19 protein-coding genes are annotated in these 22,039 nt (G+C 49.4%); 17 read left to right on the top strand and 2 right to left on the bottom strand.

The window, feature by feature from the left end; genetic code table 11:
* The first annotated feature begins 113 nt into the window (after nucleotides 1-113).
* From C3B52_RS32120 to C3B52_RS32055, 14 genes are read left to right on the top strand one after another with little or no spacing between them, the layout of a single operon-like run.
* Nucleotides 114-755, top strand: a complete 642-nt coding sequence (locus C3B52_RS32120; RefSeq protein WP_164685015.1) for a YveK family protein — start codon at nucleotides 114-116, stop codon at nucleotides 753-755.
* Between the two features lie 12 nt (nucleotides 756-767).
* Nucleotides 768-1,667 carry a UTP--glucose-1-phosphate uridylyltransferase GalU gene (gene galU, locus C3B52_RS32115; protein ID WP_103110411.1) on the top strand — a complete coding sequence of 300 codons (900 nt, stop codon included), beginning with the start codon at nucleotides 768-770 and terminating at the stop codon, nucleotides 1,665-1,667.
* The gene (locus C3B52_RS32110; RefSeq protein WP_103110410.1) at nucleotides 1,667-2,296 is read left to right on the top strand and encodes a sugar transferase; all 630 of its coding nucleotides are present in this window, start codon (nucleotides 1,667-1,669) and stop codon (nucleotides 2,294-2,296) included. The genes galU and C3B52_RS32110 overlap by 1 nt, the downstream gene beginning before the upstream one ends.
* Before the next feature lie 35 nt (nucleotides 2,297-2,331).
* On the top strand, nucleotides 2,332-3,606 hold the full coding sequence (locus tag C3B52_RS32105; RefSeq protein WP_164685014.1) for a lipopolysaccharide biosynthesis protein: 1,275 nt from the start codon (nucleotides 2,332-2,334) through the stop codon (nucleotides 3,604-3,606).
* Complete coding sequence (locus C3B52_RS32100; RefSeq protein WP_164685013.1) at nucleotides 3,525-4,940, top strand: O-antigen ligase family protein; 1,416 nt, start codon at nucleotides 3,525-3,527, stop codon at nucleotides 4,938-4,940. Before C3B52_RS32105 ends, C3B52_RS32100 begins: the two co-directional genes overlap by 82 nt.
* Nucleotides 4,940-5,866, top strand: coding sequence for a glycosyltransferase family 2 protein (locus C3B52_RS32095; RefSeq protein ID WP_103110407.1), 927 nt, complete (start codon nucleotides 4,940-4,942; stop codon nucleotides 5,864-5,866). The genes C3B52_RS32100 and C3B52_RS32095 overlap by 1 nt, the downstream gene beginning before the upstream one ends.
* Nucleotides 5,867-5,900: 34 nt before the next feature.
* Nucleotides 5,901-6,857, top strand: a complete 957-nt coding sequence (locus C3B52_RS32090; RefSeq protein ID WP_103110406.1) for an NAD-dependent epimerase/dehydratase family protein — start codon at nucleotides 5,901-5,903, stop codon at nucleotides 6,855-6,857.
* A gap of 30 nt (nucleotides 6,858-6,887) precedes the next feature.
* Entirely contained in the window at nucleotides 6,888-8,300 is a 1,413-nt protein-coding gene (locus C3B52_RS32085; RefSeq protein ID WP_103110405.1) for a UDP-glucose dehydrogenase family protein, read from the top strand.
* A 17-nt stretch (nucleotides 8,301-8,317) separates the two neighbouring features.
* Complete coding sequence (locus C3B52_RS32080) at nucleotides 8,318-9,877, top strand: N,N-dimethylformamidase beta subunit family domain-containing protein (protein ID WP_164685012.1); 1,560 nt, start codon at nucleotides 8,318-8,320, stop codon at nucleotides 9,875-9,877.
* A 13-nt stretch (nucleotides 9,878-9,890) separates the two neighbouring features.
* Nucleotides 9,891-11,414 carry a hypothetical protein gene (locus C3B52_RS32075; protein ID WP_103110403.1) on the top strand — a complete coding sequence of 508 codons (1,524 nt, stop codon included), beginning with the start codon at nucleotides 9,891-9,893 and terminating at the stop codon, nucleotides 11,412-11,414.
* Entirely contained in the window at nucleotides 11,411-12,613 is a 1,203-nt protein-coding gene (locus tag C3B52_RS32070) for a glycosyltransferase family 4 protein (protein WP_103110402.1), read from the top strand. The genes C3B52_RS32075 and C3B52_RS32070 overlap by 4 nt, the downstream gene beginning before the upstream one ends.
* Nucleotides 12,601-13,677 (top strand): NAD-dependent epimerase/dehydratase family protein, encoded by a 1,077-nt coding sequence (locus tag C3B52_RS32065; RefSeq protein ID WP_103110401.1) that lies wholly within the window; start codon nucleotides 12,601-12,603, stop codon nucleotides 13,675-13,677. The genes C3B52_RS32070 and C3B52_RS32065 overlap by 13 nt, the downstream gene beginning before the upstream one ends.
* Entirely contained in the window at nucleotides 13,674-14,480 is an 807-nt protein-coding gene (locus tag C3B52_RS32060) for a WecB/TagA/CpsF family glycosyltransferase (RefSeq protein ID WP_103110400.1), read from the top strand. Before C3B52_RS32065 ends, C3B52_RS32060 begins: the two co-directional genes overlap by 4 nt.
* A 38-nt stretch (nucleotides 14,481-14,518) precedes the next feature.
* The gene (locus C3B52_RS32055) at nucleotides 14,519-15,637 is read left to right on the top strand and encodes an acyltransferase family protein (RefSeq protein ID WP_103110399.1); all 1,119 of its coding nucleotides are present in this window, start codon (nucleotides 14,519-14,521) and stop codon (nucleotides 15,635-15,637) included.
* Here C3B52_RS32055 and C3B52_RS32050 read toward each other — a convergent pair.
* Entirely contained in the window at nucleotides 15,618-17,963 is a 2,346-nt protein-coding gene (locus C3B52_RS32050) for a GH39 family glycosyl hydrolase (protein WP_103110398.1), read from the bottom strand. The genes C3B52_RS32055 and C3B52_RS32050 overlap by 20 nt on opposite strands.
* A gap of 178 nt (nucleotides 17,964-18,141) precedes the next feature.
* Here C3B52_RS32050 and C3B52_RS32045 point away from each other — a divergent pair, with 178 nt between their 5' ends.
* The gene (locus C3B52_RS32045) at nucleotides 18,142-19,875 is read left to right on the top strand and encodes a glycoside hydrolase family 9 protein (protein ID WP_164685011.1); all 1,734 of its coding nucleotides are present in this window, start codon (nucleotides 18,142-18,144) and stop codon (nucleotides 19,873-19,875) included.
* Between the two features lie 39 nt (nucleotides 19,876-19,914).
* On the opposite strand, the gene C3B52_RS32040 is transcribed toward C3B52_RS32045, so the two are convergent.
* Entirely contained in the window at nucleotides 19,915-20,574 is a 660-nt protein-coding gene (locus tag C3B52_RS32040) for a CPBP family intramembrane glutamic endopeptidase (RefSeq protein WP_235615923.1), read from the bottom strand.
* A 184-nt stretch (nucleotides 20,575-20,758) separates the two neighbouring features.
* Here C3B52_RS32040 and C3B52_RS32035 point away from each other — a divergent pair, with 184 nt between their 5' ends.
* Complete coding sequence (locus C3B52_RS32035; RefSeq protein ID WP_103110396.1) at nucleotides 20,759-21,490, top strand: sigma-70 family RNA polymerase sigma factor; 732 nt, start codon at nucleotides 20,759-20,761, stop codon at nucleotides 21,488-21,490.
* A 90-nt stretch (nucleotides 21,491-21,580) separates the two neighbouring features.
* Nucleotides 21,581-21,994 carry a VOC family protein gene (locus tag C3B52_RS32030; protein ID WP_103110395.1) on the top strand — a complete coding sequence of 138 codons (414 nt, stop codon included), beginning with the start codon at nucleotides 21,581-21,583 and terminating at the stop codon, nucleotides 21,992-21,994.
* Nucleotides 21,995-22,039 lie beyond the last annotated feature (45 nt).

The raw sequence follows: 22,039 nt of genomic DNA, 5'->3' as shown, positions 1-22,039 counted from the left end.
GGGTGACTATTCCCCCAAAAAATGAAGCCTGCGCAAACATCACAAAAGTAAGAGGTGATCTGTTTGACAAGATTAGAAAAGGAGTCCTTTTCCTTATGAATCTCGAGTTCGTCATGGTAATACTTCAAGCGATGCGGGCGCGCTGGATTCTGATGACAACGATACCACTACTCTGTGTTGCGTGTGCAGCGTACATCAGCTATTTCGTGATGGTTCCCACTTACGAAGCGACTGCAACAATGCTGGTAAAGCCGCAAGAATTGGACAAACAGGATTTGTACAACAGCATCCTCAGCAACCAGCAGCTGATCAAAACCTACAGTGGGCTCATCCAAACTCGAAAAATTGCGCAGGATGTCATCCGTAAGCTGGACTTGTCCATCACCCCAGAAGACCTATTAAAACAGCTGGAAGTAAAAACATCCAATATCTCCTTCATTATTACCGTCACGTATACCGATCCCAATCCACTGCATGCTGTCCAAATCGTCAACGAAATCTCTCGCTCCTTTTCACAAAACATCAATCTTTTTATGAACATTGATAACGTCATGATCGTAGATGAAGCTGAGTACAAAGAAGGAACACTTCCTGTATCTCCAAAACCGTACTTGAATATGGCCGCTGCGTTCTTTGCTGGTTTATTTATGGTTGTATTCCTGATCATTTTGATAGAAACCATTTCCACTGTGCAGAAAAAGCCCAAAAAAGCACGAGTGGAGGTTGCGCAGCTGGAAAGAGCCAATTATTCGTGAGGTGAATGGGTCATGAAAAAAAGAATTAAAAAGGCTGTAATCCCGGCAGCCGGACTAGGTACCCGATTTCTACCTGCTACAAAAGCAATGCCTAAGGAGATGCTGCCGATTGTAGACAAGCCGACGATTCAGTACATCGTCGAGGAGGCAGTGCACTCCGGCATTGAAGATATCATTATTGTAACAGGGCGCAGCAAGCGTGCCATCGAGGATCATTTTGACAAAAACTACGAGCTGGAAATCAATTTGATGGAGCGGGCCAAAACCGAATTGTACGAAATCGTGGAGGGCCTGACCAATTTAGTGGAGATTCATTACATTCGGCAAAAGGAAGCGCTCGGATTGGGGCACGCCATCTGGTGCGCACGCAAATTCATCGGGAATGAACCATTTGCTGTTTTGCTTGGAGACATGGTGATTGACAGTGAAGTCCCTTGTCTGAGGCAGATGATGGACATATACCAGCAAGAGCAAACGAGCGTAATCGCAGTTGAAGCCATGGATTGGAGCGAAGTGGATAAATACGGGGTGATCGACGGTATTTCGGTGGGGGAGAGATTGGACCTCATTCATAACCTGGTCGAAAAGCCTAAGACCAACGCCCCCTCGAATCTAGCGATTATCGGCAGATACATTCTTGAACCACGCATCTTTGACATATTAGCTCGTACCAAGCCAGGGGTAGGCGGTGAAATTCAGCTCACGGATGCTTTGCAAATACTGGCTCAGGAGCAGGAGCTGCTCGCATACAGGTACGAAGGGACGCTTTACGATGTGGGCAGCAAGCTCGGATTTCTGCGCGCAACAATAGAATTTGCCATGAAAAATGAGGAATTAAGCAGGGAATTTGGACTGTATTTAGCTCAAATGAACAACCGCTATTTCGTGAATGATTGGAAACTACCCGTGTAATGGAGATTGTGAAGGATATGGAATTAATCCCAGTGAAAAAACTGAGATCAAGCCGCTCCTTTTATACCAATTACTTGAAAAATATGCTAGATTTCAGTTTTGCCCTGCTGTTTTTCTTGCTCCTGATGCCACTCTTTCTCTTGGTGGCGATCGCGATTTCACTTGATTCTCAAGGTCCCGTCTTATTCCGGCAGAAGCGGGTAGGCAGGTACGGCAAAGAATTTACGATCTACAAGTTCCGTACCATGTATGTTGACTCTCCACAGGAGGGAGTATCGCCTTCCTCCGCGATGGACCCGCGCATTACTCGATTAGGGCGCCTGCTGCGCAGGACCAGTATGGATGAGCTGCCTCAATTGATTAACATCCTCCGTGGCGAAATGAGCTTCGTCGGCCCCAGACCCGAGCAAAAAACGATTGTCGAGCAGGTGTACTCGTATTATGAAAAACAGCGTTGGCTAGTCAAGCCGGGAATAACGGGTCTCTGGCAAATCAGCCCGGACCGGAACAAACCGATTCATGCCAACCTACACCATGACTTTTTGTATATACAAAACCTCTCGTTTGCACTCGATGCCAAGATTGTATACAAGACCATTCGAGTCATCTTAAGGAGCAATACATGCTAGAACGCCTGACTTCTCTTGGAAAACACCTCCCATTGTTGAAACATTCCTTAAACGGCCTGCTTTTCCGAAATACGCTCTGGATGCTTTTGGGGGACGGGATACGGCTGCTGCTGCAGATGGTGTACTTCGTCATCATCGCCAGAACATTGGGAGCGAGTGGCTACGGCTTGTTCATCGGGGTCGTGACCTTAGTCGCGATTTTGACCCCATTTTCCAGTCTTGGGCGGGGCGAGCTGTTGGTCATGAACGTTTCCAGAGACAAAGAAGTGTTTCGAGAATACTTCGGGAATGCCTTGTTCATGACAGTCGTCTCAGGTATTGCCCTGACCGTGGTCGCGATTATGCTGGGGCGTTTCTTTCTCCCCGAGTCGATCAGCATGAGTATTATTTTGTGGGTGGCTCTGTCAGATCTGATTATGTACAGGGTGGTTGAAATATGCGGGCAGGCGTACCAGGCATTCGAACGGTTAAAACGAACGGCCCAGTTGAATATGCTGATGGGCGCAGTCAGGCTGGTTGGGGCTCTCGCACTATTGCTGGTTGCAGCACAGCACAGCGTTTCAGAGTGGGCGATTCTTTACTTTTTGACAACGGCTGTAATGGCTCTTGCTGCGTTGGTGCTTGTCGTTTATGAGCTGGGTAGACCCCGTCTTCATTTGCAAAAGGTGTTTGCGGAGTGGAGGAGTGGAGCCTATTTTTCAATCAGCCAATCTTCCCTCGTCGTGTACTCGGATATTGGAAAAACGATTCTGGTCAAGTTTGCGTCCCCGCAGCACGCTGGAATATATGCAGCAGCCAGCAGAATTGTCGATGTCACACTGTCACCCATTTACTCCTTGATGAGTGCCGCTTTTTCCCGGTTTTTTCAGGAGGGGACATCCGGCATTGGAGCGAGTGTCCGATACGCGAACAAGCTGCTAGTGATCTCCCTTGTTTATTCAGCCTTTGCGTGGCTCGGATTGTATTTGATCGCTCCAGTATTGCCATGGGTTTTGGGAGAGGACTACCGCTTTGCAGTGGAGGCTGTTCAGTGGATGGCAGTGATTCCGCTTCTGAAAAGCTTGCACTTTTTCGCCGCAGATGCATTAACCGGTGCAGGCTTTCAAGGCTGGCGTTCTGCTATCCAGGTCTTTGTTGCCATTCTGGTTGCCGGGCTGCATATTCTCATCGTCCCTCTGTTTTTGTGGAAGGGAGCAATTGTGGTCAGCCTCATCGGTGATTTCTTGCTGTGCTGTGGTTATTGGGGCGTGATCGGGTACCTGCAGCGCAAAGAGCGCATCGTGAGGGTTACGGGACAATTGACCAACTAGGAGGTACCGTTTTGCAGGATGTAGTGATCCTAGAGACACGAGCCTCTGCCCAGAAAAATCATTATCGCGAAAGCAAAATTTTCGTGAGATTTGAACAAGCGTTCATCATCGTCTCCCTCCTGCTGTTTTCACAAGCATTCTTCCCCTTTTTTCAAGTGGGGCAGCCGGAAAATGTCATGGAGGGCAATCCCCTGCTTCAACTGCTTTGGAAGGTCATCTATGGTGTCGCCTTCGTGCTGATCCTGATCCAAAGGAAACGAGTACTCGCCATATTGACCCGAGACAAGCTTTCCCTCCTGCTGCTGGCACTCATAATGCTCTCGTTTCTATGGTCGCAAGCTCCTGATATTACGATACGGCGCAGCATCGCTTATTTCGGGACGACGCTCGTCGCGATTTACATGGCAGCACGCTTTACCTTGCGAGAGCAGTTTTTGATGGTGGTCTGGATGCTGTTGGGTGGCGCGGTGTGCAGTCTGATTGTCACGCTGGTGCTGCCTGATGTGGGAAAGATGCTGCACGAGGGAAGTATGGCTTGGCGCGGGATATACTCCCACAAAAATCAATTAGGAAGACTCATGTGTCTGGGAGCTATCGTATGCTTCCTGATCATCATGATGAAGCAATGGCCGCGGTGGATCGGCTGGGGGGGATTCGCTTTATGCAGCAGCTTGTTAATCCTCTCGGAGTCCCGAACGGCGATCGTGGTTTTTGTAGTGCTGCTTGGCTGTATTCCGTTTCTGTATTCCTTTCGCTGGAACGTATACGCGCAGCTTTCGCTCTGGATGTCTGCAATTATGCTGGGTGTGGTGTTTACCCTGGGCGTGGTCCCAAATGCGGAAATACTGCTCGAATCCTTCGGGCGTGATATGACGCTGACAGGCAGGACAGAGCTATGGGCGACAGTCATCGAAATGATTCGTGAGCATCCATGGCTCGGCTATGGATACAGCGGATTTTGGCTCGGATGGGATGGGGAGTCCGCGTATTTGTGGATGGTCTCCAACTGGAATCCCCCCAACTCACACAACGGCTTTCTCGATGCTGCCCTCGATGTTGGGCTGGTCGGTTTGGTCATGATTCTAATCGGCTTTACTACCCGCTTTATCAAGGCGTTTCGATACATTCGCACCAAGCAAAGCTGGGAAAGCTTTTGGCCGCTGCTCTTTCTGATTTACATGGTTGCAGGAAATTTGACGGAGACGTCGCTACTGGATCACAACAGCTTTTTCTGGATTTTGTTCATCTCTTTTGGGTTCTCTTTTGCGAGTCAAAATGGCGCTGGAAAAGCTCGTGAGCAAGCAGCGTTAACCGTTGAGAGAGGAGGAAGGTGATGAGGGTAGCCGTTTGTGTCCTCACTTATAAGCGTCCTGATGGTCTGCGGAGGCTTTTGGATGGATTGGCCAGGCTGAGCTTTACCAAAACGCAGCCTTCAGAGGTGAAGGTCATCGTGATTGACAATGATCCCTCCGCTAGCTCAGCTGGTGACTACTCCAAGCTGAAAGCGAGCTATCCATGGAAGCTGGAATGGTACAACGAGAAACGCCGGGGGATCTCTTACGCCCGCAATGCGGCAGTAGCCCTGACGAGAGAGGGGCATGATTTTATCGCCTTCATCGATGATGATGAAATTCCCGAGCCGAGTTGGTTGGATGAGCTACTCGCTGTCCAACAAATGTATCAGGCAGCGATCGTTACAGGACCGGTTTTGCCGGTGTATCCAGAGCACGCCCCAGTATGGAGTGTAAAAAGTGGATGCTATGAGCGTACTCGTCACCCGACTGGCTATTTGATGGAATTGGCAAGAACGGGCAATGTCCTGATCCATACAGAAGTATTTTCCAGAGGTGAAAATGGCTTTGATGAACGATACGCCTTGTCGGGCGGCGAGGATACACACTTTTTTATGAGGGTGAAAGAGCAAGGCTTTGACATCGTTTGGGCAGATGAAGCGATCGTACATGAATGGCTGCCAATGAGCAGGCTAAAAGTGAGCTGGCTGCTGCAACGAGCGTACAGGTCTGGGAATACCTACACCCTCTGTGAAAGAGACATCCGACCCAGTCTATCCAATCTCAGCATCCGTGCCATCAAAGGAGTGCTGCGTGTAGGGGGCGGAATCGTGCTTGCGTTGCCAGCGCTTTTATTCGGACGGATCGCTTTCATCAAAGTATTGCAAAGCATTTGTTCCGGAGCGGGGATGGTTATGGGGCTCATGGGCAGACGCTACGAGGAATATCAGCGGACACATGCAGTATAAGGGATTGTGACTGGAGCAGGCAGGAGGAGCTTATATGAAAACGCTAATTACAGGCGCAGCCGGATTTCTCGGTTCGCATCTTGTCAAATCACTGCTCGATAAAGGCAAGCAAGTGATCGGCATCGACAACCTATCGACGGGGCGGCTGCATAATATCGAGGAGTGTCTGAGCCATCCCCTTTTTCAGTTTTATGAGTGCGATGTGGCAGATCCATCCACGCTTGAAAGAGATGAGTTAAAGGGAGTGGCTGAAATCTATCATCTCGCATCTCCAGCATCGCCGATTTTTTATCAAAATGCACCATTCGATACGATAGCAGCCAATACAGTTGGTACGCATCAAATGCTGGAGCTGGCAAGGAGAAATCGGGCCAAGCTTTTGTATGCGAGCACGAGTGAGGCCTACGGTGATCCGACTCTGCATCCACAGCCCGAGGAGTATTACGGCAATGTGAATACATGGGGACCGCGTGCTTGCTATGACGAGGCGAAGCGTTTGGGTGAAGTGATTTGTTATGAGTATTACCAGCGCTTCGAAGTACAGGTAAAGGTCGCTCGCATTTTTAACACGTACTCGGCAGGATTGCGCAATGACGACGGTAGAGTGATTTCCAACTTTGTCACCCAGGCATTAACAGGTGAAGACATTACGGTGTATGGCGATGGCGGTCAGACGCGATCCTTCTGCTATGTGGACGATAATATTCGCGGACTTCAGCTCATGATGGAAAAGGATGCGGCGACGGGGGAGATCATCAATATTGGTAATCCAAACGAAATCTCCATTCTGGAGGTAGCCCGTCTGGTGAAGCAGCTGAGCCATTCACCAAGCAGAATTACGTTTCATCCGTTGCCGCTTGATGATCCCAAGGTACGGCGTCCTGTGATTGATAAGGCGAGGCAATTACTCGCATGGGAGCCAGAGATTAATTTGGAGGAAGGGCTGAGTCGAACGATCGCGGCGTATCGAAATCAGCTGATTGTAAACTAGAGCAGCGAAAAAAGGGAGGGGGAGCAGCCAATGAATGTGGTATGCATTGGGGCTGGATATGTTGGCAGCGTAACAGGAACTGCTTTTGCAGCAATTGGTCACCAAACGACCATTATTGATATAGACCCGAACAAGATCGAGCAATTAAACAGGGGGAAGAGCCCCATTTACGAGCCGGGTATGGAGCAATTACTCCCTACTCTGATTGGGAAAAACCTGTTTGCGACCACAAGCTTTGAGGCTGTAGCAGAAGCACATGTCGTCTTTATTGCGGTTGGAACCCCTTCCAAGGAGGATGGCACTGCTGATCTTGGCTATATCAAGCTGGCGGCGCAGAAAATCGGACGGGAGTTATCCAAAGACCGGTTCACAGTCATCGTGAACAAATCGACGGTGCCGGTCGGGACGTCCGAGCTCGTAGCGTCTTTCATCGAGGAAGCTTCTGGTTTCGTAGCAGACGAGCATTTTACAGTGGTTAGCAACCCGGAGTTTTTGCGTGAGGGATACGCGCTGGAAGATGTTTTTTTCCCGGATCGGATCGTTGTTGGTACTTCTTCGCCACAGGGCCTTCGGGTGATGAGAGAGCTCTATCACAATCTCATTGAAAGAGTGGGGTACGATCAATTATCCGAACAGCTTCCGTTCCTGTACAATCGTCAGACTCCCAAGGCGATATATTTTGAAACAGATCCCAAAAGCGCTGAATTGATCAAATATGCGGCCAATGCATTTTTGGCGGTAAAAATCAGTTACATCAATGAAATGGCGCGCTTGTGCGAGGTGCTAGGCGGAAACGTGCTTGCTGTAGCAGAAGGCATGGGACTCGATACGCGAATTGGCAAGAAATTTTTGCAGGTATCGAGCGGCTGGAGCGGCAGCTGCTTTCCAAAGGACACCGCAGAGCTGCTCGCGACGAGTCAAAAATACGGCAGTGAAATGATGGTAGTTAAGGCGGCAGTCGAGTCTAACGAGAGAATGCACCTGTACGCGGTGGAAAAGGTGATTCGTCAGCTGCAATCGTTAAATGGGAAACGGATCGGGATTTTGGGACTCACGTTTAAACCCGATACGGATGATGCCCGCAAGACACAGGCTGCAGCTATTGTTCAAAAATTGGTTGAGCTCGGGGCAAGCGTAAGCGTACATGATCCTCAAGGGATGGCGATGTTTCAATCACTGAATAGCCATCTGCCGATTGTTTATTGCCGCGAGCCGCTTGATACCGGGACGAGAGCCGATGCCGTCATCCTCCTCACACATTGGCAGGAGTATCAGGAGCTGGATTGGGCAGCGATGTATTCCGTGATGCGGCGTCCTTATGTGCTCGATACGCGCAACTATCTCGATTCAGCAAGACTGAAAGCCATTGGCTTTGCCTATGAGGGTCTTGGCTTGGCTACGAATTCGCTGACTCTGGCGGGAGATGGTGTGATGGGGGGATGAAAGAAGACCAGGTGCGAATGACGCGTCGGAAATTTCTGAAGTACGCTGCGTTATCGAGCATGCTGTTTTCGGTCGGAAATATCCCTTTATGGCATAACCAGTGGAAATTGGACAGTGCATCCCCGGCGCTGGCTCTACGGGAGCACGAGACATTTCCGCGAAAGCCGGTGATCGCAGATGAAAACAAAAAGCCAGGACACGCAGACTGGAGAGTCACCAAGCCTGCTGCAGGTGCGATTGCCGGATACGCATCTACCACGAGTGTCGTGGCTGGCGAAACGATTGTTTTCTATATCAGTACGAGAACGAGCGGCATCCGGTACAGACTGGATGTATTCCGGCTCGGATATTACCAAGGAAAGGGTGCGAGACTGCACCATACCAAGTCGGAGCTGGTCGGACAGGCACAGGGATGGTGGTCTAAAAAGGAAGGGCGGCACGGACTGCCACAGCCTGACCCAAAAACGAAGCTGCTGCATCTGGAATGGAAGCCATCCTATTCATTGAAGATTCCAGAGGATTGGGTAACGGGATTTTATATCGTCCGGATGACTGATGCCGAAGGATTTCAGTCCTATATTCCCTTTCTGATTCGGGATGAACAGCATGAACATGACTTCATGGTGCAGTCGGCGGTCACGACCTGGCATGCATACAGTGCTTGGGGTGGATATGGGTACTACGGACACTACGACGAAAAGACGCATGAATATATCGACTACGATACAGATCGAAAAAACGTAGCGGTGGCGATCTCCTACAACCGGCCGTACGAGCAGTATCACGGCTCCGGCGATTTGTATCTGGAGTATCCGAGCGTCTATTGGCTGGAGTCAAAAGGCTACGACATCGGCTATGTGACCAATATCGATATACATTTGGGACGGGTAAAATGGCGGCCCAAGGGATTCGTCTCGCTCGGACATGACGAGTATTACTCGCGCCAAATGCGTCAATACGTGGAGAACCTGCGTGATCAAGGCGTACACCTGGCTTATTTGGGAGCAAACAATATTTTTTGGCAAATCCGCTTTGAGGACGAAAAGGGAAGCATTCTCGCCAATGACGAGGAGCCGCGCTTTCAAATCTGCTACAAGTATAGGGCTATCCAAGAGGACCCAACACAGCATCGCAAGCTGGTCACGACGGAGTGGCGCAATCTGAATGAACCCGAAAATCAGCTGCTGGGCCAAATGTATGACGGACTCGTATATAGCGGGCCCGACTGGGTGGTAAGCAAGCCGGGACATTGGCTGTATAAAGGGCTGAATGTGAAGGAGGGGGATAGGGTGAAGCATTTGATCGGGTGGGAGTACGACTCCGTGAAAAATCATATTTTTACCCCATCCAATCTGGAAATCATCGCCGCCTCTCCGCTAGTGAATACAGCAGGGGATGAAGCGGTCGCGCATACGACGATTTATCAATACTGGACAGATGCGATCGTGTTTGACGCAGGTACGATTTATTGGTGCTTTGGACTTGCCAATCCGTGGAATGACGAACGAGGCAGTGTGAGTGAAATCATCCAGGGAGTAACGGCAAATTTGTTGGAGCGTTTTGTCCAGCCGACGTAAAAGGAGAAAAATGATGATAACGGATATGGAAAGACTATTGTATCGGCGGCAATTTGTCATAGGCACGAGGTATATGGAGCGTAGCGGATGGCAACGGATACAGCTCGATCAGAAGCTGTTCCTCTCTGTCCACCCTGATTTGGATGTGATTCAATCCTATCGTCATGGCTTTCAATTAATCGTACTCGGATACATGATCGATCCTTATCATGCGGAGTGGTCGAATGAAGCGATATTGAACGATATTCATCAAAAATGTACTTCGTTTGACCAGCTCTTGGCGGGGGTGGAGCACTGTGGTGGCAGGTGGATACTCATCTATCAAGACGAAACACAGATCAAGCTGCTGACAGATGCATGCGGGATGCGGCAAGTCTTTTATTCCATTCAGCCAGATGGTGTCTGGTGCGCATCGCAGGCATCTACGCTTGCCTCTTTGATAGGAGCCGAACTGGATGACAACGAGGAGTTGCAGACGTTTGTCCAGTCGGTAGAATATCGGGAGATGGAGCAGCTGTGGCCAGGGGACGGCTCTATGTATAAGAAGATCAAGCATTTGACCCCCAATCATTTTCTTGATGTCAAAAAGGGGTCGATCACACGCTATTGGCCCCTGTCTAAACTAGAGCCAATCGGTGTAGACGAGGCGGTCGAAGGTGCGGTAGAGATATTGAAAGGTTCTCTGCGTGCCATTGCCAACCGCACGCGCGTGATGCTTCCGGTTACTGCTGGTTTGGACAGCCGGATTTTGCTCGCCGCCAGCAAAGATGTAAGCGATGAGGTTCATTATTATATCGCGCTTCATTCCGGCTTGTCAGAAAATGCCACAGATGTCAGGGTTCCAGCAGCCTTGTTTTCAGCACTAGGGAAAACATTTCATATCCACCCGGCCTTAGACAAAGTGGATGAGGAATTCGTGCGAATCAATCAACAGAGCACTCAGCTGCGCGATTTGCCCAAGTCACAAATTTTTTACCAGCACTATCTTCACACAGAGGAACGGATAAACATCAGCGGAAACTACAGCGAGATCGCCCGAGAGGTTTATTACGATTACCATCCGAACCGAAGAGTAGATGGTCGGTTCCTATCACGAAATATCAAGCTGGGGGAGAATGCCTATGCGTTCCGATGCTATGAGGAGTGGCTCGATCCGATCCGATCCTATGAGGAGAAATTCGGAATCAGGCTGCTTACGTTGTTTGAGTGGGAGCAGCTATACGGAAGATGGGGAGCCATTCACGCTGCTGAACAAGATATTGCCATTGAAGAATTCAGCCCGTTCAACAACCGCAAGCTGCTCGTGACACTGCTTTCAGTCGAACACGACTACGGCACACGCAATCATCTGTACCGCAAGATGATCATGCAGATGTGGCCAGAAACCTTGGGTGCGCCAATCAATCCTCTGCCGCTACACAAATTTCTCAGGCATTGCGGAAAAGAGGTATTGCGAGGATCGCTCTACTATGGCTATCAAATGCTAAAAGCTATCAGTGGTCAAGGTATCCGCAAGCGAAAGGAGGGGACGACGTGAGGCAGGGGAATAAGCGGCACCGAGTAGCCATTTTGTACAAGTCTTTGCCACAGTATCGACGAAGGTTTTATGAGCTGTTAAAAGAACGGCTGGAAGAGCAGGGCATCGAGCTGGTTCTAATCTACGGGCAGCCAGCACACTCGGAAGCAGTCAAAAAGGATTCGATCGAGCTGGACTGGGCACACAAGATTGAGAACAAGATTTTCCGGCTCGGTTCGCGTGAGCTGTACTGGCAGCCATGCACCTCCCTGTTGAAAGAAACCGACCTGGTGATCGTAGAGCAAGCGAGCAAGCTGCTCATCAATTACTATCTCATGCTCCAGAATCAGCTCGGGATTCGGCGGATTGCTTTTTGGGGCCACGGGCGTAATTTACAAGCGCACAATGCGAGCTGGACTGGAGAGCGGGTCAAAGCATGGCTATCAAAGCGCGTGCATTGGTGGTTTGCCTACAATGATCTAAGTGCCAGAATTGTCAGGGAGCTAGGCTTTCCAGAAGAGAAAATCACTTCTGTGCAAAACGCAATCGATACCCATCAGCTTGTGGGGGCGAGCGAAGCGTGGAAGCCGGAGGATCTTGCGGCTTTTAAACAATCAATTGGCATTACCGGGGATCATGTTTGCTTGTACACGGGTGGAATTTACCCGGAGAAACGAATTCCCTTTCTATTGAAAGCATGCAGCCGGATACGCGAGCTAGTCCCTGACTTTCAAATGATTTTTATCGGAGCAGGTGTGGACGATTCCCTCGTAAAAGAGGCAGCCAGCCAGCATTCATGGATAAAATATATCGGCCCCAAGTTTGAAACCGAAAAGGTACCTTATTTCAAAATATCCAAGCTGTTTCTCATGCCAGGTCTGGTCGGACTTGCTGTACTGGATACATTCGCGCTCGGGGTTCCGCTCATCACGACCAAGCTGGATTACCACAGTCCGGAAATCGAATATCTCGTCAATGGAGAAAACGGTGTGATGCAGGATGATCCTGAAGATTTGGAAGCTTATGCACAAACCGTGGTGCAACTGTTGACAGATAAACAAAAACTGCGTGTATTGCAAGAGGGCTGCCACAGGGCAAAACTCACCTACACGATCGAGGAAATGGCAGAGCGGTTTGCCCAAGGGATTGGTCAGGCGATTGGCATCCGAAATCCCGGTACACCCCACGTATCTAAGGAGGAGCAAATATGGCAGTCGTAATCGTAACCGGTTCAGCCGGGTTGATCGGATCAGAGACAGCCGCTTATTACGCTGAAAGTGGCTACCAGGTAGTCGGGATTGACAACAATATGAGGCAAACCTTTTTTGGAGAGGAAGGCTCCACGCTTTGGAATCGCTCTCGTCTCATTGAGCGATATCGCAGCAACTATGAGCATTCCGATGCAGACATTCGTAATCCGAATGAGCTGGAACGCATTTTTGCACGATACGGGCAGGAGATTGTGCTGATCGTGCATACGGCAGCGCAGCCTTCTCACGACTGGGCAGCCAAAGACCCGATTACGGACTTCGGGGTGAACGCCAATGGAACTCTTCACTTACTGGAAGCGACACGAAAATATTGTCCGGGCGCTGTGTTCGTTTTCACATCGACAAACAAAGTATATGGTGATGCCCCGAATCGACTGCCATTGATAGAGCGAGAAACCCGCTGGGAGATTGCCCCTGAGCACCCGTATCAAAACGGTATCAAAGAAGACATGAGTGTGGATCAAAATATGCACTCCCTCTTTGGGGCTTCCAAGCTGGCCGCGGATATTCTGGTACAAGAATACGGGCGATACTTCGGAATCAGGACCGTTTGCTTTCGTGGGGGGGTGTTGAGCGGCTCCAGACAAGCAGGCGTTCCGCTGCATGGATTTATCAATTACTTGATGAAGTGTGCCATGACAGGAACTCCCTATACGATCTTTGGCTACAAGGGAAAGCAGGTGCGTGATGTGATTCATGCGCATGATGTTGTTCGCGCCATACACGCGGTATACACGCATCCACCAGCTCCCGGAGAGGTGTACAATTTGGGAGGTGGCGTGTACTCCAACATTTCCGTGCTTGAAGCCATCCGCATGGTAGAGGATGAGACAGGCAGAGCGATTGATTTTGGGTACAGTGAGCAGCATCGTTCGGGCGATCATATTTGGTATGTGAGTAGCCTGGAAAAGTTCATGGCCCATTATCCTCAGTGGAGCATTCAATATTCCATTAAGATGATTTTGGAGGAAATTTATCAAGAGAACAAAGAGCGCTGGAGTGTGACGCCATGATTGATTATGGTGTACATCCTGTTCTCGGGGTGAGGATTGCTGCAGTCGATTACGCTTGTGCAGTGAAAAAGATAGTGGCGCACGCAAAAGAGGGTGAGCCGTATGCGGTGACGGCGCTGGCTGTGCATGGAGTTATGACAGGCTTTTTGGACAGCGTACACCAGCGCAGGCTGAACGGATTGGATTTGGTTGTCCCTGATGGCCAGCCCGTGCGCTGGGGCCTCTCTCTGTTGCATAAAATCAGCTTGCCTGATCGTGTATACGGCCCAGAGCTGACGCTGCGGCTGATGAATGCAGCAGCAGAAGAACAGCTGCCCGTCTTTTTATACGGCAGCACCGAAAAGACAATCAAGCTTCTGGCCGAGCGCTTGTGTGAAAAATATCCGGGGCTGATCATAGCGGGCATGGAGCCATCCAAATTCCGGCGGCTGACAGCAATTGAGCAGCAGGAAGTCGTAGCGCAGATCAAGGCGAGCGGAGCCAAAATGGTTCTTGTCGGTCTTGGCTGTCCGCGCCAGGAAACGTGGGTGTACGAGTATCGCAACAAGCTCCCCATGCCGTTAATTGCGGTAGGAGCTGCCTTTGATTTTCACGCTGGCCTCCTGCCGCAAGCTCCTACATGGATGCAAAAGCGAGGGTTGGAATGGCTGTTTCGCATGATCCAAGAGCCGAAGCGGCTTTGGCGTCGGTACCTCTTTTTAAATCCGCTCTATTTGTTCAACCTGTTTGCTGAGAGGTTGGGAATGAAACGGATTCCGGTTTTGATGCCGGAACACAATGAAAAAGAGGAGTCGTATGGATAGAAGTACACTCGGACCATGACAAAGGAGCATGATGAGGAATGATCAGAGAGATTTTTTGGCTTCGATCGATTGCTTGCCTCTGTGTCGTACTGATTCATTCCGCCAGCATTATGATCAACAAAATGTATGTAGAGACAGATGCCTCTCTGGAAAAGGGCATCTGGACGTCCCTTTTATTGCTGCTCATGTTCGCTACTCCGCTTTTTGTGTTTATCTCCGAATTTTTGATTGCATACTCCCGGGCTGTGAAATCACCCAAGACGTTTTTGGGGAAGCGGATTAAATATATTTTGCTCCCGTTCATTACGATGGCCGTTTTCTACGCGTTGCTCTCCTCGGTTACTGGCAAGCATGCGTTGTCGGAATTCGGCCAGCATTTGTGGCAAAATCTCATTCTTGGTAAGTTTCACGGTTACTTTATCCTCATTATTTTTCAATTTTATCTCCTGCACGTTCTCTTCCAACGGTATGGTCAAAAATGGTCGTGGAAGTGGGTACTGACTGCCTCGTTATTGATCAATGCTGCTTATCTCGGTTATTTCAGCTTCGTTCGCACATTTGATGATCCTAACTCTGAGTATCAGGTGTGGTGGCTTCCGTTCTTGGGGTGGATTTTTTACTTTAGCTCAGGCTATTACTGTGGTCGCTATTTTGATCAGGTGAAAGGCTTTCTAATCTCCTACCGCCGCTGGATTTGGGCAGGAACCGCTTTTCTGGCCTGTGCGATGCTCTTTTTGCACCACAGTGGTCTCATTACGATCATGTCCTCCAAGCGGATAGACGTTCTGCTCTATGCCATAGGAATGATCTTCTCGCTGTTTGCTGTGGCGGTTCAGATCAAAAGCGTACCACGTCTGCTGGTCACAATCAGCCAGTATTCCTTTAGCATCTATTTGCTGCATATTTTTTTCCTGATGTGCGTCAGCAAAGCTTTTTCGCTGCTTTTTCCCGCACAGCATCAGCCGGTGCTCTTGCTTGCTGCTTTGTTTGTAGGGGGAGTGTGTCTGTCATGGGGGGCAGCCTACCTGCTGCAAAAGCTACCGCTCAGTGAGTATTTGATCGGAAAGCTAGGCAAAGATTTACCAAAGGAAGAAAACCCCGCTCTAAACAAAAAAGCGCCACAAGGGCGCGAGTTTGCTACTGGGGAACAAGTGTAATCTTCGGTGCAGACGTGTAGGTGATTCGGACTCTGTCGCCAGCAGCCAGCCGGACGATTCCCGAGACCAGTCCCGTATCATACCAGGTGGTTCCGTTGCGGGAAAACTCAATGAGAGAAACGCTTCCTTTGGCGATCAAAACGTCGAGCGGATACGCATTCGTGTTTTGCAGCACATAGGGGCTTCGACCAATGGTGGGAACGGTTGGATTGGCCGGCTTTCCTTTTGCAGGTGCTGAGAGCTGTGCAAATGTCGGAGCTGCATAAGAGACGATCTGATTCACTTGTGTCGTTTTTGCCGTAGAGCCAAGCTCATAGCGTGTCGGACTTTGCTGATACGAGATGAGATATACATTCGGGTCGCTTCCGACTTTGACGTAATCACCTACACGCAGGGCTGCGGCCTTGTTGACAACCAAAATATTCGAGCCGTTTGTCAGGCTGCCGTTTACCGCTTTTGCGGTTCCGAATGTCCCGGAGGTGGTACAGATCCAGCCGATCCCTTCCGAGGCGATAAGATCCGCATCTGTGAAAAGAATTTGATCTCCTTTTGTGTACGAGCCTGTCGACGGTGCTACAGGAGAATAGACGATATTGTAGGCGTGCTGCATGGTGTTTTCAATTTCGCTTATTTGGGTTAACGAGATTTTGGACACATGCAAGGTCTGCTGCTGTCCATTTGGAGACAGGTTTACTAGGGTAAGGCGGAGGTCAGGAGAAGGGTCCGGATCTCCAAAATCATAGAAAAACGATACATCTTTGGTCAAAAAGGCGTCTTGGGATGTAAGCGAGAGGTAGGCTTCTTCAATAAACGGGGTTCCTGTAGCGCTTACCTCAAACCCGATCCCCCATTTGCCAGGTGTCGTAGCAGAGGGAAGCTTGTAGGTGATCGCAAGCTTGTAGGAGTACCCTTTTTTCAGAGGTTTTTTCAATCGCTGGAGGATTTGCCCATACTGGTTTGCAGGAGTAAGCGTAACAATTGTTTGGTCTGCCGGAGCATCGGTTCCTGTATATTTGCTCACAGTCATGCCTAGTGATTCCCATCCTAGAGGAAATGCAGTGTCGGAGATGTTCAAGCTAAAATCACTATTGTACAACAGCTCGGTATCTGCATCTGCCTTTCGGTCAAGCACAGGCGCTTCCACTTGAGAGCTGAGCAGCTTTACATACAGAGGCAGATTGGTCACCGTGATGGCATCCGATGCGGGAAGTGTCGTCCCATCAGCAGCCTGGATTTGGCTGAATGCAAGTTCAGAGGAGAGTGGAAACAAGACAGAGCGATCATCGTCTGTCCAAAAAATATAGCCAGCTAGGCCGTCAGGAAAAGTCAGTGAGACGGTGTGTACACCTTCATGGGAAACCATATACTGCTGAATAGTAGCGCCAGTCAACCAGTCCACCATCCGCTGAAAGGCACGTCCGGTTACTGCGACATTCGGGAGATGAGCGAGGTCGAGCAGCCGAATACGTGACCAAGGCTGGTCCATACCGTAGAATACTGCGCGATTCATTCCGGCAACCCAGTTGCACAGGAACATCCGATGAATATAGGCGATAGCCAAATCGTCAGGCATTTGATTGGAATAGTCGTTTTCATCGCTTCCGTAAAGAATTCCTTTGTAAAAATAGCTGTTCCAGCTGCTTTCGGTGTTCCAGATCGGCAGCGAGCCGGCTCCAGCTTGTGTGATCGTTTTGCGGTAGGCATAGGCCAGATCAATCATTGCCTCTGGGGGCTTTGGATACGCATACAGATGCAATCCGACGATATCGATCCAATTTTTCCCGCCAGCGCGTAAAAAATCGCCCATGCCAGTTACGCCGCTTGCTCCTGTATAGCTGGGGCTGATGATCTTGATGTTGGGGTCAACGGCTTTTAAAACCTTATTGGCTTCCATCGTCAGCTCGACCAGCTTTTCTAGCGTGCCCGAATAAAAACCGCTTAAATTCGGTTCGTTCCATACCTCGTAAAACATGATTTTCCCTTTGTAGCGCTGCCCGAGAGCGAGGACGTAATTTCGCCAATCCTGGATGTTGGTGGGCGGGATGCTGTTGTAGTAGTATCCGTAGTCAGAGGACCATTTTCCGCCTGTGGCCCAGTCTGGTGGTTGCCCGAGCAGCATGATGATATCCAGATTGTTTTGCAGGGCAAAAGCGACATACTGGTCTACTCTGCTGAAATCGAAATTGCCTTTTGTTTTTTCGATCTCGCGCCAGTTTGTCTCTAATCGTAGCAGGCCAAAACCGAGTGGACGAGCATTGGCGACCTCCTCAATTTGGATGCCGAAAAAGCGCCTATCGATTGGGCCAGACAAAATGTAGTTGCTCATAGGTGATTTCATGACCTCCGTTCGTTTGAATGGAATTGAATGGATAATTTCATTTTATGTATACAGCGAGGTGCTTGTATCAGCAGGCGTACTATTTAGTTTGCAAATAGACAAGAGCTATCTGACTTATAAATTTACAATTATTACCTAATTTCTCTTTGGAAAGGTGGTGATTGATTTGCGTTTTCGTTGGAAGCTGGTGCTTGGCATTTTGCTTGTGCTAGTTGTCGTCTTTATTTTCATAGGGAGGGAGCGACAGCATACGCCAACGGTAGTCTTAACGCCCATCTCCACTGACATTGGAGTGAATCTGATTGGGTACGCGCCAACTGCTGTCAAATTTGCCTATACGACTGTGCCTGCTCAAAGCTTCTCGCTTGTTCAGCTAAGAGACAATCAGACTGTATTTACTGGAGCACCCAAAATGAGTAGCACCGATGAGAGTACAGGGAGAGAAGTGTATGTACTTGATTTCTCCAGCTACAAAAAATCAGGTACCTACCAAATCCGATTGCCTAACGGAGTGGGCAGTGCCCCTTTTCAAATCTCTACGGGTGTGTATGAAATCGTCTACAAACAAGCGATGCGCTCCTATGAATTACAGCGATGTGGTGTTGCGATTGACGACCCGTTAACACATGTCCAGCACGCCGAATGCCATATTAATCCGGCGGTGCTGCATACGGACAACAGCCAGAGCAGAGACACAGTAGGCGGATGGCATGATGCAGGCGATTTTGGCAAATATATGTCCAATGCTGGGGTTACGGTTGGACAGCTGCTGCTTTTACAGGAGCTGGCACCGCAAACAGCGGAAGATACCAGGCTGGAGTTGCCTGCGGCAGACAGTGATTATCCGGATGCGTTGACAGTTATTCGGGTTGAGCTGGATTGGATGCTGAAAATGCAGAGGCAGGATGGGGCCGTTTACCATAGTGTAGCGACTACCAAATTCCCAGGGATGATCATGCCCGAAGCTGATCTTGGTACCCAGTATATTTATGATATTTCAACTCCAGACACGGCTATTTTTGCGGCGGCAATGGCACGTGCTGCGAGAGTTTACGAAGCGTATGACGAGAGCTATTCCCGGGGGCTGCTAGAAGCGTCGACGAAGGCGTGGGCTTTTTTGGCAAATTCAAAAGAAATACTCTCGCTTCAGGACAAGCAGGCGTATCGTCCGCGCAGCGATAAGGACAAGCGAGTGTGGGCAGCAGCAGAGTTGTATGTAACGACAGGTCATCCTGTATTTCGCGAATACGTTGAGCAGCATATCGAGCAGCTAGAGCTCAATCCTGCCAAAATGGTGCCCTCGTACTGGCAAAATACATCCTCTCTGGCCATTCTTACTCTTGCTCTCGGAGGGCCACAGGATTGGGACCTGACGCATGAGCTGCGTCAAAGACTGCTTCAGCATGCAAACCTGGTGGTCAACAAATTGAATCATTCCGCTTACGGCACCGTGCTTCAGCCTGCGGATTACGATTGGGGATCTGCCAAAACCACACTTGGCTACGGACTGCATCTCGCGGCAGCTAATTATATTAACCCGCAGCCTTATTATCCGCATGCGATCTCCAGACAGCTGGATTGGGTGCTCGGAGCCAACCCTTTGGCTCAATCGTTTGTCACCGGGATGGGAAGCTCTTCGCCAATGCAGCCGCATAACCGTTACGTTGTGGCAAGCGGCGTTCTCATACCTGGATTATTAGTTGGAGGGCCCAACTCGTACGCAAACGACAAGATCGCGCCTAAAAAGCTCGGTCCCCGCAGCTATGTTGATGATTCCCGCTCGTATGCGACAAATGAAAATGCCATTGATTACAATGCCGCACTAGTAGTCGTGGCTGGCTATTTGAATGAATGGCATCAGGTGAATAAGCAGAGCTGGTTCTCACGATTGTTTCAGTAGGGGGCCATTAAAGAAACCTGCCTCTGAGGGCAGGTTTTCTCACGCCAAGAACAATAAATAAATACCCATTATCCCAGCATCAGCCAGCACATGACTGATGATCGAGCCGACAACCGAGTGATGGCGTTGTCGCATGTACCCCCAGATTAAACCTGCCAGAAACACAGGCACGACCATCATGACATTATAAGGCCATGCAAAGAGCGGTATGACCGAAAGCAAATGATAGAGACTGTAAAACAGTGCCGTAAGCAGGATGACGGTCTGTGGTTTATATTTTCGCGTCAGCTTATTATGCATGTAGCCGCGCCAATACATCTCTTCCAATACCGGATTGATCAGCATCAGGATGAGGACCAGGCCACCTGTGAAATCGCCAGTAAAATTCCAGCGAGCAAGCAGTTGGGAGAGGTCGGAGCGATCAAACAGGAACGATTGAAAGAAGTACCCTCCACAAAGGATAACAAACATAAAAATGAAACCCGTCCAAAGGCCAGTCCAAACATTGTTTCGCCGAATGGAAAAGCCAAGTGAGGAAAACGTCTCTCTGGGGGTACATTTTTTCACGAAGAGGCCATCGACTGTAGGAACGAGCAAAAGCCAGCTGTAGAAAAGAAGAAAGGTCACAGGAACACTGCCTATGACTTGCAGGCCGAGGAAAATCAGCAACGTCGGAACAAGCAAGAAAACTATCATCATAAAATCGCCGCCAGTTTATCGAATTGGCATCTGCTGCCTATCCACATGGTAGCGGTTAGGAGCGGAGGATTGCAGTACCAAATTTGTCTGGTACCTTTTCAGGAAAGCCCGCTTTTGCGGATTGACAGCCACCAGTAAATTATTGACAATAAATGTGTATTTGAGGGAGCCTCGGAGGGATTTTATGAGTAGCGCATCCTTTTCTCGCCTAGAGCCGTTTCTATCAGACGTAAAAAAGCACTGCTTACAGCTCGCCAAGAACAAATGGGATGCGGAAGATTTGATGCAAGAAACATTGGCCAAAGCGTATCGATCGATTCAGCAGCAGCCGGAGCGCGAGCTGACGAAAGCCTTTCTTAGACAGATTGCGACCAATGCGTGGATTGATCATTGTCGGAAAAAACAAACAAATGAATCCAAAGAGTTATTTGACGAAGCACAGTATTTGCAACACTCTACAGCTAGTGATGCATATACCATTCGGGAAAATTTTGAGCAATTGGCAAATCGATTGAATGCACGGCAGATGGTGCTGATCCTTTTGATTGATATTTTTTCATTCACTGCACCGGAAACGGCAAGGCTGCTTCATATGACGCTTGGGGCAGTAAAGGAAGGAGTAAAAAGGGCGCGGAATCGCCTGCTCTCTCTGGCAAAACAAGCCGCTGACGGAAGCGAAGAAGCTCGTCACAAGCCATCCACACAACAGGCTTCCACTGCTTCGGTGACCAAAGAAGACTTCGAGCAGTTTTTGGCAGCTTTTCGTGCAGGTGATCCTTACGCCATTTGTGATACGTATTTGCGATTTGTGGATCGCGGGGTGCGCGTAGAGAAGGTAACTGTTCAGGCGGACAAGCTCTATTTTTCGGTTCGCGATCCAGACGGCCATTTGATCCATTTTATTCAAAAATGGTAGCATGCCCGTTTCTTTTTGACCCAACTTCTCGTTTAAGAGCATGAAAGGCTAGTAGTGGTTCATCCATATCTTACAGAAGGAGTGAATGTTATGAGTACATTCGTACGTCATTTTGCAGTAATTCAGGTGCCAGTAAAAAATGTGGAGGTATCGGTGAAGTGGTACCGGGATGTTCTGGGAATTCCGTTTACCTTTGAGTATACGCCGGGAGATTATGAAGCATGGCTGAATGTCGGAGGGGTAGGGCTTGGTCTGGTTCAAAGCCCAAACGTACCATGCCTCGACTTCACCAATATGGCGGGGCAGGAACAGCCGATCATCTCGCTTCAGGTAGATCAAATTCACGCCGTTTATGAAGAGCTGCGCAGCAAAGGGATTGAAACGAGTGAGATGAGCTATAAGAAGAGCGGGGGCTACAGCTTTACGCTGCGTGATCTGGATGGGCATATCACCAATCTGTGGGGCGGATGGCCATCTGCAGAGGATGAAGAAGCGAATGCATAATAACTGGGCTCTCCCCACGTCTGCGGTATAATAGAGGCAGATGAT

This window comes from Brevibacillus reuszeri (assembly GCF_002897295.1).
Taxonomy (GTDB): Bacteria; Bacillota; Bacilli; order Brevibacillales; family Brevibacillaceae; genus Brevibacillus; species Brevibacillus reuszeri_A.
The sequence above is the reverse complement of the archived record's forward strand: the minus strand, read 5'-3'. Positions and strand labels throughout refer to the sequence as shown.